The sequence below is a fragment of the Enterococcus gilvus ATCC BAA-350 genome (assembly GCF_000407545.1).
Taxonomy (GTDB): domain Bacteria; phylum Bacillota; class Bacilli; order Lactobacillales; family Enterococcaceae; genus Enterococcus_A; species Enterococcus_A gilvus.
The window spans coordinates 1,324,037-1,339,688 of sequence record NZ_ASWH01000001.1 but is presented as its reverse complement, the minus strand read 5'-3'; the positions used below and the strand labels follow the sequence as shown (position 1 = coordinate 1,339,688).

The 15,652-nt window shown below is 38.2% G+C and carries 14 protein-coding genes; 3 read left to right on the top strand and 11 right to left on the bottom strand.

What is annotated here, in order from left to right; genetic code table 11:
• Nucleotides 1-3: 3 nt before the first annotated feature.
• From mprF to I592_RS06625, 3 genes are all read left to right on the top strand, one after another.
• Nucleotides 4-2,583: a bifunctional lysylphosphatidylglycerol flippase/synthetase MprF gene (gene mprF / locus I592_RS06630; protein ID WP_010780981.1), complete on the top strand. Its 2,580-nt coding sequence runs from the start codon at nucleotides 4-6 to the stop codon at nucleotides 2,581-2,583.
• 254 nt (nucleotides 2,584-2,837) lie between these two features.
• Nucleotides 2,838-3,005, top strand: a complete 168-nt coding sequence (locus tag I592_RS21385) for a hypothetical protein (RefSeq protein ID WP_155857548.1) — start codon at nucleotides 2,838-2,840, stop codon at nucleotides 3,003-3,005.
• A 25-nt stretch (nucleotides 3,006-3,030) separates the two neighbouring features.
• Entirely contained in the window at nucleotides 3,031-3,768 is a 738-nt protein-coding gene (locus I592_RS06625) for a hypothetical protein (protein WP_010780982.1), read from the top strand.
• Nucleotides 3,769-3,845: 77 nt separating this feature from the next.
• Here the strand turns inward: I592_RS06625 and I592_RS06620 are convergent, their stop codons facing one another.
• From I592_RS06620 to vanR, 11 genes are all read right to left on the bottom strand, one after another.
• A complete protein-coding gene (locus I592_RS06620) occupies nucleotides 3,846-4,826 on the bottom strand; it encodes a plasmid pRiA4b ORF-3 family protein (RefSeq protein WP_010780983.1) in 981 nt (326 codons plus the stop codon).
• Nucleotides 4,827-4,916: 90 nt separating this feature from the next.
• Nucleotides 4,917-6,077 (bottom strand): molecular chaperone DnaJ, encoded by a 1,161-nt coding sequence (gene dnaJ / locus I592_RS06615; RefSeq protein ID WP_010780984.1) that lies wholly within the window; start codon nucleotides 6,075-6,077, stop codon nucleotides 4,917-4,919.
• A gap of 149 nt (nucleotides 6,078-6,226) precedes the next feature.
• On the bottom strand, nucleotides 6,227-8,056 hold the full coding sequence (dnaK, locus tag I592_RS06610; protein ID WP_010780985.1) for a molecular chaperone DnaK: 1,830 nt from the start codon (nucleotides 8,054-8,056) through the stop codon (nucleotides 6,227-6,229).
• A 57-nt stretch (nucleotides 8,057-8,113) separates the two neighbouring features.
• The gene (gene grpE / locus I592_RS06605) at nucleotides 8,114-8,650 is read right to left on the bottom strand and encodes a nucleotide exchange factor GrpE (RefSeq protein WP_010780986.1); all 537 of its coding nucleotides are present in this window, start codon (nucleotides 8,648-8,650) and stop codon (nucleotides 8,114-8,116) included.
• 33 nt (nucleotides 8,651-8,683) lie between these two features.
• The gene (hrcA, locus tag I592_RS06600; protein ID WP_010780987.1) at nucleotides 8,684-9,724 is read right to left on the bottom strand and encodes a heat-inducible transcriptional repressor HrcA; all 1,041 of its coding nucleotides are present in this window, start codon (nucleotides 9,722-9,724) and stop codon (nucleotides 8,684-8,686) included.
• Between the two features lie 121 nt (nucleotides 9,725-9,845).
• Nucleotides 9,846-11,015, bottom strand: coding sequence for a radical SAM family heme chaperone HemW (hemW, locus tag I592_RS06595; RefSeq protein ID WP_010780988.1), 1,170 nt, complete (start codon nucleotides 11,013-11,015; stop codon nucleotides 9,846-9,848).
• A 92-nt stretch (nucleotides 11,016-11,107) separates the two neighbouring features.
• On the bottom strand, nucleotides 11,108-12,493 hold the full coding sequence (locus tag I592_RS06590) for a tyrosine-type recombinase/integrase (RefSeq protein WP_010780989.1): 1,386 nt from the start codon (nucleotides 12,491-12,493) through the stop codon (nucleotides 11,108-11,110).
• A 162-nt stretch (nucleotides 12,494-12,655) separates the two neighbouring features.
• Nucleotides 12,656-12,874 (bottom strand): hypothetical protein, encoded by a 219-nt coding sequence (locus I592_RS06585; RefSeq protein ID WP_010780990.1) that lies wholly within the window; start codon nucleotides 12,872-12,874, stop codon nucleotides 12,656-12,658.
• A gap of 178 nt (nucleotides 12,875-13,052) precedes the next feature.
• Nucleotides 13,053-13,205, bottom strand: a complete 153-nt coding sequence (locus I592_RS20935) for a DUF3789 domain-containing protein (RefSeq protein WP_010780991.1) — start codon at nucleotides 13,203-13,205, stop codon at nucleotides 13,053-13,055.
• 655 nt (nucleotides 13,206-13,860) lie between these two features.
• On the bottom strand, nucleotides 13,861-14,943 hold the full coding sequence (gene vanS / locus I592_RS06580) for a vancomycin resistance histidine kinase VanS (protein WP_010780992.1): 1,083 nt from the start codon (nucleotides 14,941-14,943) through the stop codon (nucleotides 13,861-13,863).
• A complete protein-coding gene (gene vanR, locus I592_RS06575; RefSeq protein ID WP_010780993.1) occupies nucleotides 14,927-15,631 on the bottom strand; it encodes a VanR-ABDEGLN family response regulator transcription factor in 705 nt (234 codons plus the stop codon). Before vanR ends, vanS begins: the two co-directional genes overlap by 17 nt.
• Nucleotides 15,632-15,652 lie beyond the last annotated feature (21 nt).

Genomic DNA, 15,652 nt, shown 5'->3' with positions numbered 1-15,652 from the left:
TTGGTGGAAAAGTTAGTAGAATGGTTTAAAACACATTTAAGTAAATTTAAAATGATCTTTTTAATTTCAGTTATTATTATTGTCCTATTCGAATTATCAAATATCGCAAAAACAATTTCGTTTGACCAGCTCTCAACCATTTTCAGCAATATCAGTATATGGAATATTCTATTAATGGCTGTGATCGGGCTTGTCTCTGTGACACCCATGATCGGTTACGATTTTACTTTGAATAACATTTTGGAGCAGAAGCCGAAAAAGCTGTACATTTTTGAAACCAGTTGGCTCGTCAACACATTAAATAACATCGCGGGATTTGGTGGATTCGTTAGCGCGGGTCTTCGTTCAGAGTTCTATGGCAAGCAGACCTCTGGAAAAAAAGTGGTTCAGGCGTTATCGAAAATTTTAGTCTTTACCATGTCCGGGTTATCGATCTATGCGCTGATCTCCTTCTTCTTGGTTATGTTTGATGATCATAATCAATACTTGCGTCAATATTGGATCTGGCTTATCGGCGGCGGATTATACTTCCCGATTGTTTTTTGTCTAAGTATTTTCGGAAAGGGAGAATATCTGGGGGATTTAAAAAGTTCTCACCGACTTGAGTTGATCGGAACTTCCTTCCTTGAATGGACCGGTGTATTAATCAGCTTCCTTTCAACAGGGTTCCTAATGGGGATTCAGGTTAGTATTCGTGATGTTGTTCCGTTATTTATCGCTGCGACGGTAATCGGAATTGCTTCCATGATTCCAGGAGAATTAGGTAGTTTTGACTTAATGATGATCATTGGATTGTCTGCTTTAGGAACACCAAGAGAAACCGTCGTTGCATGGTTGTTGCTCTTCCGACTATTTTATTACTTGGTTCCTTTTGCCATTGGACTTATTTTATTTTTCAAAAACCTTGGGACTACGATCAATACACGCTACAAAGGAATTCCTGTTGGTCTATTACGAGAGCTGGCTCATAAGCTTGAAAGTTTCTTGCTTTACTTCACAGGGATCATGCTTGTTTTATCAGCAACTATTCCTGAAGCCTTTATAAGGCTGCCCTTTCTTCAAAAGCTTAATCCGATACACTCTCGAGTAATTGTTGTTTTTCCAGCAATTTTATTAGGATTCTTATTGATCGTTTCTGGTCGAGGAATTTCTGCACGGGTAAAACGTGCCTACTTCCCTACCATTATTATCGTGACATTGACCTTCTTGTATTCACTACTTGCAGGATTTCGTTTTTCTACCGGCTTCTTCCTTGCACTAGTTTTATTAGTTGTTATTTTTTCTAAGAATGAATTGTTCAGGGAGCAGCTTGTTTATTCTGCGGAGTGGATGACCATTGATGGCCTTATTATGGGTGGACTCACCTTCTTGTACATCATCATCGGTGTCTATAACAGTCCTAAAATCCATCATCGCCATCGTCTACCGGAATTTTTCCTATTCCCTAGTGAACAAATTTGGGTCGTAGGATTTGTGGCGATTTTGATTGTAGCGTTCATTATACTTTTATTGATTCGTTTCCTAAAAAATAAGCGCACGCAAATCGGTGAACCTTTAGATGAAGCACGTGTCCAGCATATTTTAGAAACCTACGGAGGCAATCCAGATAGTCAATTGGTCTTTTTAAAAGACAAAAAAGTTTTTTATTACAATGATGGCGAAGAGGATACTGTCTTCTTCCAATTATCGACTTTTAATAACAAAATTTTAGTTATGGGTGATCCTTCCGGAAAAAATGAGGATTTTGTTGCTGCGACAGAGGCCTTGATAAACGAGGTTGACCGGTTCAATTACTTACCTGTTTTTTATGAGAATAGTGAAGAGATGGTCATGATCCTTCATGAGTTTGGCTATGATTTTATTAAGTTCGGTGAGCGAGCACATGTTCATTTACCTGATTTTACTTTGAGCGGAAAGAAGATGAAGGGACAGCGCTCTGGTTTCAATAAGGTTCTTAAAGAGGGGTATCAATTTGATGTCCTTACTCCCCCGTTTTCGGATGAAACAATGAAGACGTTGCGGGCAATCTCCGATGAATGGCTCAATGGTCGTAAAGAAAAAGGATTCTCTTTAGGCTTCTTCTCAGAAGACTATTTGCAACGTGCCCCAATCGCGGTCATAAAAAATAGCGATAAAGAAATCGTAGCCTTTGCGAATTTTATGCCGACCTATACAGATTCTATAGGGACCATCGACTTAATGAGACACAGCCCTGAGAAAGCACCTGGCGGAACGATGGATTTTCTTTTTATCAATTTATTTCAATATATGCGTGATGAAATGGGAATCGAGTATTTTGATTTAGGTATGGCTCCTTTAGCAAATGTCGGTACTTCTCGTAAAAGCTTCACGCAAGAACGGATCGCTTATTTAGTCTATAATTTCGGATCGCGCTTCTATTCATTCGGCGGACTTAAAGAATACAAAGATAAATATGCGAACGAATGGATTCCAGAATATGTATTGTATTCACGTGATAGCTGGATCGGCTACGTAATGATTGCTTTACTAATTACGGATAATGCGCCTGTGCAAGAGGATAAAAAATATCGCGGATTCCGACGTTTTACTTTTAGAGATTAGCAGCTTCGATTTCGAAGTTGCTTTTTTTGTCTTGACAACTCGTAAGTTTGTGTCTAAAATAAGCAACAACATATACGAAATCAGTTTGGAGTGTTTAGAATGACTCAATTAATCTCTGCACAACTGAATACTTTTTACTTTAGCTATTTTAGATGAGTTTGTATTCCTATTCGTGGATACAGACACCTACGTTTGTATCTATGATGGCTAAGGCATTTTACGCTGACTTGTTGCCGCATAGATGAAAATCTATAGTGGCTTTTATTTTAGTACCGTTAACGCTCACTGTAGATTTTTATATCTGCAGTGAGCGTTTTTTCTTTGGCAAAGTAACAGAACGGCACCACGAGGACCAAATGTTCCTTATTGAACGAATGGACAACATGAAGAAAAAATCGTTTATCGCAACGAATCGAGAGTAAGAAGAAAAACCTAGGAGGAAATTTTATGAATAACGTACCGAAAATCATGGTTAAATCAGAAGGTATAGCTGCAATCGGCAGTTACGCTGCTTCGTTGTGGTCAACTAGAAAAATCGTCTTATTAAGTGACAAAAAATCATTTGATGCGGAAGGTGCAAAAGTTCTTCAATACTTAACCATTATGGGGTTTGATGTGCAAACACTTGTATTGAACGAACCGCTCTACACTACCGCTATCGCAAATCTAGTATATCAATTTTTATCTGATCAAAAGATAACGAAAGAAAATGTAATTGTCGGATTAGGGGATGAATTTCTTTGCCAGTTGAGCGGTTATGTAGCAGAAAATTATCTTGGTGGTCTGCCGCTTATTCAGATTCCAACTACTTTACGCGGACAGCTCAGTCTCTGTACTGATAACTATGTGCATTTGCTGAATCTTGAAGCGAGAACGTTCCACTCTCTGCAATCAAAACCAGAAGGTATTTTGATTGATACGAACATGATCGATGCCTCTTCTGAGAACAGCTTGAAAGTGGCGCAGGAATTTCTGCTTGCGAAAGGATTCCCGCAGAGCCATATGTGCCAACACGAATTATGTAAAAAAAGACGCATCGAAGGGCATCAAATAGACTACACAACTTTCTTTTCAGAATTAGCCGATAAAAATTTAATACCCAATCGCCTAACTAACCATGACATCCGAACACCTATTTTACGGGACACCCATAAAAAATGGCTATCACTGATAAAAAGAAGATAAAAAGGTGTTCCCCAAATACTCAATCATTTGGGGAACACCTAATCATTCTTTCACAGTGAAAACACGTTAAAGGGAACTTATCTCTTCTTTTTTAATTCTTTATTGATGTCGGCTATGTCAAAGGCCTTCCAGCTTTCATTTCCCCGTGAGTCCTCAGCTGGCGTCTCCCCTTTTGCCTTCATACATATTGCATACTCAACGGGAGCCTCCTCAAGGATCTTTTCAATAACCAGCTGGTGTTGCCAATCGCAACCAAAATCATAAAGATAACTGATTGTTTTCTTATTTTTAAAATCTTCATCGATCAATCGCTGCTCTTCCGCAAATTGCACCATCTCTAAATCACTAGGACCAATCATTATTTTCTTGTCTACAAAAAAGCTATGCAAATGACAATCTTCCCAACCAAATGCAATCTGCAAAATCTCATGTAACTGCTCATAAGAAATGCTCGCAGGAATTTTTAAGCGTCGCCAGATTCGAGGTCGATACCCTTTGAGATCCACACGTACGACATAACTAGTTTGTGTTTTAACAGCAGCACTTTGTCTGGGAAACTCTAAGATATTGTTCGGAACTTCTTTTTTTACCGTTTCATCTATATTATAATTATCTAAATTGTAAGGCTCTTCAATATCAAAATTTCCTTCACGCCATTCATCCATGACTGCCAATTTGTTTTTTGACCAATAGTTAGGGTTGCTCATACGAGATAGAAACGCTGTTTTATTGAGATAAATAACGTATTGCATTTCTTTACATTCCTCTTTGGTAATAATTCTTTCATTATACAATGCGTAATAAAGGTCTAGCAGCATTTGATAAGCATAAAAACTTTCATCGATATATAGCGGCATATGGTTCGGCAAATGATGGATCAAAGCTTCTTTAACGAGTTCTTCATCTAGCAATTTCCCACTGAGCCTTCCTTTATCAACAAAGTTTAAAAAGAATTCTACCGTGCGAATAAGACCGTCCGGTTCAGCAAGTCCTCCAGCAATAAAATAGTACACCATATCTTTGGTCATTCGATCAAACAGCTTGTCCAATTTATCCATGCGAACCTCCCTTAAACACATTTTCTCTTTTCATTAAGGATAAAAGAAAAAAGAGGCCTAATCAATACTGAATTGATTAAGCCTCTAAACTTATTTTTTTCCACCAAAGGCATCTTTCACTTTGCCAAAGAAACCTTCTTCTTTTTGTTCGCTTACTGTTTGCCCGCCTGCTTCAGCAAATGCACGTAGCGCATCACGCTGCTTCTCATTCAAGTTTTTAGGTGTAATGATTTTCACCGTTACTTGTTGATCGCCATTCGTATTTCCACGAAGTCTCGGAGCGCCTTTTCCGCGGAGTCTAAATTTAGCACCTGTTTGTGTGCCCGCAGGTACTTTCAATTTAACATCTCCATGAACGGTAGGGACATTGACTTCATCCCCTAGAGCCGCTTGGACAAAACTCAACGGCAAGGTGTAGTAAATTTCTCCGCCATCACGGTCGAAGATGTCACTTTGTTTCACTTTAAAGACAACATACAAATCTCCGTATGGTCCACCATTTACTCCAGCTTCGCCTTGATCCGCTAATCGCATTTGTTGGCCGTCTTCCACACCGGCAGGTACTTTTACCTTGACTGTATGAGGACGCTTCTCATGACCGGAACCATGACACGTTGGACAAGGATCTTTGATTTCTTTCCCTGTTCCATGACACACATCACATGTTTGACGGCTCATTACACGTCCAAGTGGTGTTTGGTGTTCAACGTTAATTGAACCAGAACCATGACATTTATGACAAACTTCTGGTTGCGTGCCAGGTTTTGCCCCATTTCCGTGACACGTATGACACGTTTCTTCACGGTTGTATTTAATGTCTTTTTCCACACCGAAAATAGCTTCTTCGAATTCAAGGTTGATTGAATATTGTAAATCTGCCCCTTGTCTTGGTGCTTTAGGATCTGCTTGACGTCCGCCGCCACCACCAAAGAAAGATTCAAAAATATCCTCAAATCCAAAACCGCCTGCTCCTCCGAAACCACCAGCACCGCCAAAACCGCCTGCTCCTCCAGCTCCAAAATTTGGATCTGTTCCCGCATGGCCGTATTGATCGTATGCCGCACGTTTTTGCGGATCGCTTAAAATCTCATAAGCTTCAGAAATCTCTTTAAACTTTTCCTCAGCATCGGCTTCTTTATTGATATCCGGATGGTATTGCTTGGAAAGCTTACGATATGCTTTTTTTATTTCATCATCCGAAGCACCTTTTTGTACCCCAAGGACTTCGTAATAATCCCGTTTTGTAGCCATTGGCTTCCCTCCATAATTTCATAGAATCGTTAGTATTGTATCACACTAAAAATCGATACGATACGTTTCTTAACGTTTTTCTAACGGACTTGCCAATCTTGAAAGAAAAAAGGCCAAAGCGATGACTTTGGCCTTTATCAACGAATCAATTATTTGTCGTCATCGTTAACTTCTTCAAAATCAGCATCTACGACATCATCCGCGCCGCCTTGAGCTGCGTTTGGATCAGCATCTGCTTGTTGTTGTGCCGCTTGTTCGTAAAGTTTAACTGTTAAGTTTTGTACGATTTCGTTCAATGCATCGCGTTTTTCTTTCATCAATTCGATGTCATTTGCTTCGACCGCTGCTTTTAGTTCATCGCGCGCGTCTTCTGCTTTTTTCACTTCGTCTGCATCTACTTTGCCTTCTAATTCTTTCAATGTTTTATCAACAGAGAATAGTAAAGCATCTACATCATTACGTAGGTCCACTTCTTCTTTACGAGCTTTATCAGCATCCGCATTTGCTTCTGCGTCTTTCACCATACGATCGATTTCATCGTCAGACAAACCTGATGAAGATTTGATCGTGATTTTTTGTTCTTTTTGTGTTCCTAGGTCTTTCGCAGAAACGTTTACGATACCGTTTTTGTCAATATCAAACGTTACTTCGATTTGAGGAATTCCACGAGGTGCAGCTGGAATATCTGTCAATTGGAAACGACCTAATGTTTTGTTATCAGCAGCCATTGGACGTTCACCTTGCAAGACATGGATGTCTACTGCAGGTTGGTTGTCAGCAGCTGTTGAGAATACTTGTGATTTACTTGTTGGGATCGTCGTATTTCGGTCGATCAATTTCGTGAACACGCCGCCCATTGTTTCGATACCCAATGATAATGGTGTTACGTCTAGTAATACAACATCTTTCACATCACCAGTGATGACCCCACCTTGGATCGCAGCACCCATTGCTACTACTTCATCTGGGTTAACTGATTTGTTTGGTTCTTTACCTGTTTCTTTACGAACAGCTTCTACAACTGCTGGAATACGAGTTGAACCACCGACTAAGATAACTTCGTCGACTTCTGATTGAGAAAGACCAGCATCTTTTAAGGCTTGACGAACAGGTGCTTTCGTACGTTCAACTAGATCAGCCGTAATTTCATCAAATTTTGCACGAGAAAGTGTTGTTTCTAAGTGCAACGGACCAGCATCGCCGGCTGTGATAAACGGTAAGCTGATTTGTGTTGAGCTGACACCTGATAAATCTTTTTTCGCTTTTTCAGCAGCATCTTTCAAACGTTGCATAGCCATTTTGTCTTTAGATAGATCAATGCCGTTTGCTTGTTTGAAATCAGCAACTAAGTAATCGATGATCTTGTTATCGAAGTCATCCCCACCAAGAGCGTTGTCTCCTGCTGTAGATAATACGTCAAAGACACCGTCGCCCAATTCAAGGATTGATACGTCGAACGTACCACCACCAAGGTCAAATACTAAGATTTTTTCATCCTTGTCTGTTTTGTCCAAACCGTAAGCCAATGCTGCAGCAGTTGGTTCATTCACGATACGTTCAACTTCTAAACCAGCAATTTTACCAGCGTCTTTTGTTGCTTGACGTTGAGAGTCATTGAAGTAAGCAGGAACTGTGATAACGGCTTTTTCAACTTTTTCGCCTAGGTAATCTTCTGCAAATCCTTTGATATATTGCAATACCATTGCAGAGATTTCTTGTGGAGTATATGATTTTCCGTCTGCTTCTACTTTGTATCCAGCTTCACCCATATGGCGTTTGATTGATGAAATTGTATCTGGGTTTGTAACTGCTTGACGTTTTGCGACTTCACCTACTTGGATCTCACCATTTTTGAATGAGACAACAGATGGTGTTGTGCGGTTTCCTTCTGGATTTGTAATGATTTTAGCTTCTCCGCCTTCTAAAACAGCTACTGCGGAGTTTGTTGTACCTAAGTCAATACCGATAATTTTACTCATAATTGAAAATCTCCTTTTCATTTATCTTTTAAATTTACTAATAAATAGTAGAATACTTTATTGAGCGACAACGACCATTGCGGGACGCAATACTCGGTCGTGTAGTTGATACCCTTTTTGTAAAACATTGACGATCGTTTCGGGTGCTACGTCGTCTTCTGCTGGAACTGTTTGAACCGCTTGATGAAGATTCGGGTCGAAGGTTTCACCTTCAGCTTTGATCTCTGTGATCCCCTCTTCTTTCAATGCAACGGTCAAACTCTCAAGTACCATTTCTACCCCTTTTTTCAGGCTGGCACTTTGATCATCTGTCACTTCCGTTGCTAAGGCTCTCTCCAAATTGTCGATCGCTGGTAATAATTTTTTCCCAAGATCCTGCGAACGGTAACGGATTAACTGTTCCCGCTCATTTTTGTTACGGTTAGACATATTTGCAATCTCAGCACGAGCTCGCAAGAATTTATCTTCCATTTCACTGAACTTGTTTGTTAAGTCTTCTACTTCAGAAACTTCTGGGATATCGATTTCTTCAGTTTCCATTGTTTCTTCCGCTTCAACTTCTTCTTCAACTTCATGTTTCTTTTCTTTTGCCACTACGCGTACTTCCTTTCTTTTTAGGAATCGTTTCTAGTGATATAAATCCAAAGAACGATAATAATCATCCAATGCATTTGTCAACTCGTATCGGAATACATCCAATAATCCGAAGATTTTTGAATACGGCATCGAGGTCGGGCCTAACAATGCGATCGTTCCTCGGCCATGCCCGCGAATTTCATAATTTGCTTGGATCATACTTAAATGATCAAACAAATCATTGCCTAACTCCGTACCGATCCGTACATGGATATTGTCATCTGAGGGAAGCAATAATTGTGTCAATTCATCCGAATTCTGCATCAGTGAATACATTGACTTTACATGATCGAAGTCCTGATCGGGATTGAAATTTAAAATATTCATTCGCCCACTAACAAAGACTTTATCTTCAAACGCCTCATTTAAAATCACATCGAACAAATGTCTGATGCCATCAGTGGTTTGAAAATAGCGATGTAAAATCATTGGAATCTCTGTTCGCAATTTCTGATAGACACTCATTAAAGGCTGTCCCACTAAACGATCATTGATGATTCGAACCATCTTCTCCAAGTCCTGACTGTCAACATTCTCAGGAATACGAAAAACTTGGCTTTCAACGTTCCCTTTGTCAGTAACGATGATTGCTAAAATTTGGCGATCATTCAATGGAACGATCCTAAATCCTGTTAACGTCCGATCTTTCATTTCAGGGCCGAGTGAAAATGCCGTATAGCTGGTAACCTGCGAAAGTATTCTTGCGGATTGTTGAATAATATCATCGATCTCATGAATATCTTTCTTTAACGAACTGCGAATTTGATCTGCTTCTTGATTACTCACCTTTATCGGCGTTAGTAGATGATCCACATAATAGCGATACCCCAGAGCTGAAGGAATCCTTCCTGATGAGGAATGAGTCTTTTCTAGCAAGCCTAATTCTTCTAAGGTCTTCATGTCGTTACGGATAGTCGCGGAACTTGCTTTTACGCCTTCTTCCATTAAACTTTTCGACCCAACTGGTTGTCCCGTATGGGTAAAGTTTTGGATGATCAAGCTGAGAATCAGTTTTTGTCTTTCCGTTAACATTCATCTCATCCTTTAGTTAGCACTCTTTCTTTTTAAGTGCTAACTCGATTATTAATATACCACATCTCCTATAGAAGTCAAGTGAAAAAAACAAAAAATTAGCACTCTGCAACAGAGAGTGCTAATCGTTTTTATTCAATAAAAATTCTTCAAAAACATCGTTTCCTCTAAACAATCCTGCCTTGGTCAGATGGATGCTGGTATCGGTCTCTATAATGAGCTTTTGCTGCTTTAATTTTTCAAGCACGTCACCATAAACATCCATTATTGACTGCTTAAAACGGGCTTCAAAAACCGCCTTTTCAACTCCTAAAATTTTTCTTAAGCCCAAGAACATTTCTTCTTCAATTTGCTCTCGTTCAGATAAGTATTCCTCTTCAAGAATTGGAAGACGATCGTCATTCAAAGACTTCAGGTAATGTTGTATCGGTCCGCGATTTTTATAGCGTCGATTTTCTAAGTAGCCGCTCGCGCCTGCCCCGATCCCAAAGTAATTTTGATTATTCCAGTAAACTAAATTATGCTTGCTCTCAAATCCTGGCTTAGCAAAATTACTGATCTCATATTGCATTCGTCCAGCTTTCTCCATTGCTTCAATTGTTTCAGCATACATTTGGGCCTCTACTTCTTGTTCAGGCAAATGCATTTTTCCTCGTCGCACCCAATTCATGAACATCGTTTGATTTTCTAAAATCAGGGAATAAAGTGCGTAATGCGGCAGATCTAAAGCCAAAGCCCGCTCCACGGTATCGCGGAAACTTTCTAAACTTTGACCTGGCAACGCATAAATCAAATCAATCGTTACATTTCTAAAATCCTTTTTTTCTAAAAGTTGAATGGTATCGTGCACGTCTTGCGCATTATGCTTACGGCCAATTTTTTTAAGTAAACGATCATCAAACGTTTGGACGCCCATAGATATCCGATTGACGCCATAATTACGCATCACATCTAATTTCTCTGCGGACAAATCCCCTGGATTGGCTTCCACAGTGAATTCTCCGTTCTCATAAGGAAGGATTTCTCTTAATCCACCGAATAGCCGGTCCAACTGTGCGGCATTCAAAGACGTTGGGGTTCCTCCGCCAATATAAAGTGTCTCCATCTTTTCGATCGGATGTTCACTCAGTGAAAGACGGGCTTCTTTCAATAAAGCTTCTATGTATTCATCCACTGGCTGGCCTTCAAGAAAAACTTTGTTGAAGTCACAGTAGTAACAGATGTGTTCACAGAATGGAATGTGAATGTAGGCTGAAGCCTTGGTATTACTGGATTTATGTACATTTGTCATTTCATATTTTCCTCTCAAAAAGCAAAACCATACCAAAAACCATACCGATTTTCATACAGCCTTATATACGCATATAGTAGCAAATCGTTATTTTAATCTGAAGTGAAATCCCAACTGGCTACCTCTGAAATAACTTTTTCTTTTGATGCTTTAGTTACTTGGTTATAGATTTGTAAGGTCGTTTTCACATCAGAATGACCTACTCTTTCCATGATAGCTTTGATTGGAACTCCAGCCTCAGCTAACAAAGAAATGTGGGTATAACGAAAAGTGTGTGTGGTAATATGCTTCTTAAAATTTGGGTATTTGTCTTCTAAAATATCTTTTACACATTTCACAGGTTTTGGATTATTTCCATGCCCGTTCATAAATTCATTGAAGGAATGATAAACAACAGGATTACCATTTTGTGTTTGGAAAATATAATCGGTCTCCTTATAAGAAGGTGAGTCACGAACTGTTTTACAATAAGTTTTTCCGCTACCATCATTTCTAGAATAAGTGGTTGCTAGTTCTCCCGCTCGTCTTTTTCTCATCTCAGCTTTTCTTTTTCGATTATATTCTATTCTATTTCGGATAATTTCAATAGAACGATCATCCAAATCTATATCTCTCGTTGAAGCAACAGTTTTTGTAGGATTCAATGTATAGTTAGCAATAGATTTACCAGCCGCAACAAGACCCTCGTCAATGATTAATATCTTGTTCTCGAAGTCTACCTTATCTACAGTCAAAGCACCAACTTCGCTGATCCTCAGTCCATTACGCACCATAAATTCAACTAAATCCAAATAGATTCTTCCCATTTTAGCTGGTCTTCTATTCTTTTCGTACTTTTCATTAATAGCTGCTAATAGTATTTCTACTTCGAAACTATCCATGAACTTCTTCTTTCTTCTTGCATTTGCTTGAATTCCACGATCCGTAGGGATCTTCATATCAACCATTTGCAAATCAAAGAAGACAAAATTTCTTTTATATCCATAATAGGTAATTTGCCTTAATAAAGAACGAATCTTTTCTAAAGTTGCTTTTTCTAATGGCTTTCCTGTTCTTTTCGCAGTCAAGGTTAATATCTTTGCCCAGCAAGATTCAACATACATAGGCTTGATTTTTGATAGAGGCAGCTCTTTAGGGAACAAAGGCAGTAGATAACTTTTCAGCAAAAACATTTGATTATCTATTGTACTTTTCCTAACACTAGGACTCCATGTCGCATACCATATATCAATCAATTCTCCAAAAGTTTCAATTACAACCTCATCATTATAAGCGCGGTTTGTAATTATATCTTCGATTTCTTTCCTTAGATAGATTAACGCTTGACGCTCACTCTTTATCTTTTTCCTTTTCCAACCAACTCCAATTTTCTTTACTTCATCAGTGATCGGATCACGATAAGAATGATAAGTTCTTTTGTTCCCATTCTTATCTTTGGTGGTAAAAAAACCCAATAAATAATTTTCTTTCATTCTCATAGCTTTTGACTCCTTTTGCTCTACATTGTTTGCGAACACAAAAAAGGCAAGGCTTCTGAAAATTGAACATAAGAACAGATAGATAAAGATTTTTCATGCGAAAATTCTTTTTATGTTCTAAATGATTTTAACATATAGTTGTTTTTTTATCCGCCTACTAATTCAATACCCTCTCTCGTGTGCTTTCCATTTAAGAAACTTTAGAAATCCTTCAACATTAATCCAAACTAATCGTTGTGTAGGATTAATGACATATTCGTGGAATTCTGTATTATTTCGCATTTCCATAAGCAAAGCATTTAAAGTGTTTCGGTTCAGGCCTTCGAATCTTTGTATCAAACCATCTTTATTTACCCACTCAGCCTCATTCTCCTTGCTCATCTTATTTTCCACCTTCAAATTAAATATTTACTTGATCATTATCTTCTCTTCTAGTTTGGAGACTATATTACAAATAATGATTCTCTTAAATTCAGTTCCCTTTATAATAGGAAGAAAGAAAAACATCATCCTCCTGCTAATTCTAAATATCCTATATAGTTAGAATGATGGTTTTCGTTTATAACGATTCACGAGGCTCTGATTTTTCAGTTCTGTCCTCATAATTAATTGTTCTTCTGTCTGCTTCACCAGCAACTTGCACCAGACACATAGTTGCTACCCCGATAAAACCACCAACAAAAAATAGTAACAATCCTACTAATATACTCATTTCTTCCTCCTATATTTATTTTCTATTGTCAGGTTTCTTCTTTGCTACTAAGAAGAACATAGGAATCTCACCTCTCCGCTTTTTATGCCGAGCCTCACGGAAGTATCATTATTCTTTCAAAATTCATCGCTGCATATTAGCTTATGCTTGGCAGCAATCAGTCTATCGCTCGATTATTACATCATCTTGGCGCTGATTCTACCTTGGCTTATTTTGGAAGTTTTGTCCCTGACAAGTTTATTTAGTTTTCAATGGACGATTAGTTCTTACATTAGATACAAACACGAATGCATTCTCCAAATGAAACCAGTTAAATACTTTTTTCAAATATTACTGTGATTAGCGGTATCGAATTTTTAATCTATATGCCTTCTTAAAAATGCAAAATAGCCCAATCATCGGTGTAGACGGTCAGGCTAGAGTTTAGAATAAATTTCAAATCAATTATGCAAATTATACTCAGTTTTCTTTTTATGATACTCTCCCCCAAATTTAGTAAGGCAATTATTATAAATACTATGACAAGTACCATTTAAAAAAGTGATATTCTGTGAAACGAATAGAAGTGAAGCAATTTGCCAGAAATAAAAATATGTATAAAAAAGGATTAACCATCTTTTAATGATTAATCCTAAATAACTTTTTAAAAATATTATCAATTAATTGGCAATTCTACAATGAATGTTATCCTGTTTTCTTCACTGTCAGCTCGAATCGTGCCATTCATTGCCTGAACAATTTCTTTTGCGATTGGTAGTCCTAATCCCGTGCCACCAGTACTGCTCGATCTTGCATTATCCATTCGATAAAAGGGTTCAAAAATTTGATTGATTTTTTCTTTCGGGATAGTATAACCTTCATTTGAAACCTTCAACTCAATCGAAGTTCCTTTTCTTAAGATAAGTTGAATAGTCGAACCTTCAAAGCTATAATTGATCGCATTTCGAATTAAATTGTCAAAAACGCGTTCCATTTTTTCCGCGTCTACTCTACCAATTACACTTTTCTCAATCTCTAGCTGCCACTTCAACTGCTTCTCATCAAGAATCGGTAAAAACTCGTAAGTAATTTGCTCCAACATGAAACTTAAATCTACTTCTTCAGTTCTAAGCGTTAGTGTCGTCAAATTAAATCGTGTGATTTCGAAAAATTCTTCTATCAACAGCTCTAACCGTTCGGCTTTTTCCAATGCGATTCCCGTGTATCTGGCTCGCAGTTCAGTCGACAATTGTTTTTCCTCCTGTAGAAGCGTCAAGTAACCGATGACACTCGTTAAAGGGGTGCGCAAGTCATGGGCTAAATAGACGACTAAATCATTTTTTCGTTGCTCCGCTTCCTTTGCCGCCTGAAGTGCGAGATTATTTTTTTCTCTTAGCTGATTCATTTCCTCCTGTACTGAAAATAAATCTTGCGAAAGTTGAATACGACGATTGGGTTCTTCTAAAAGCTGGCTAGTTGCTTGAGTAGTCTCGTTTAGATAGCTAATAACTCTAATGATGAATAAAAAAGTCGTGAGAATCCAAATAAAAACAACTCCGATTAAAAGGATAATGTAAAGATTTTTATTAAAAAAAGACAATACTTGATACAGCAGTTCTGATTCTTCCCAAACACGTAACAAAGAAACTTGTTTAATGATCAGTGGGATCAAAATCAATACGACCAACGAGCCAAAAACTGTCGCACAGTACTGAAATAAGATTTTACGCACCAATGGGTTTTTATAATTGTTTTTCAATGATATATCCTACTCCCCATACTGTTTTGATATATTTGTACTTTCTTGGCTTTTCACCTAATTTTTCTCTTAAACGAGCGATATGCGCGACGACTGTATTGTTATTATCTAAATATTCTTCCTGCCAAACCGCTTCGAATAATTTTTCAGATGAAACCACGTTTCCTTGACGCTCAAACAAGTAAAGTAGAATTCTAAATTCAATTGGCGTCAAAAAAATCTCGTGATCCAAAAGGTAGACTTTATGACTCCCCTTTTGAAGAGTCAATCCATCTTTTGTATATTCTTCTTCCACGTCGCTGCTTGAATTATTTTGACTATAGCGTTGTTGGCGACGTATTTGTGTTTTCACTCGCGCCACAACCTCTAAGGGATTAAAAGGTTTGGTGATATAATCATCCGCACCCAGAGTAAGTCCCATAATTTTATCCATATCTTCGCTCTTTGCTGTGAGCATCAACACTGGAAAAAAATAGTCTTGACGGATTTTCTGAAGCAGTTGAAATCCGTCAATATCCGGCAGCATCACATCCAGTACCGCTAAAGAAACCGGCGTTTTCATTATAAAAGCTAAAGCTTGAGATCCATCATAAAACGTGTGTACATCAAATCCTTCATTTTCTAAAAAAGTTGAAATCAGATTCGCAATTTCTCTCTCGTCATCAACCACAACAATTGTGTCTTTCAATGTTTACACCCCAAATATTGT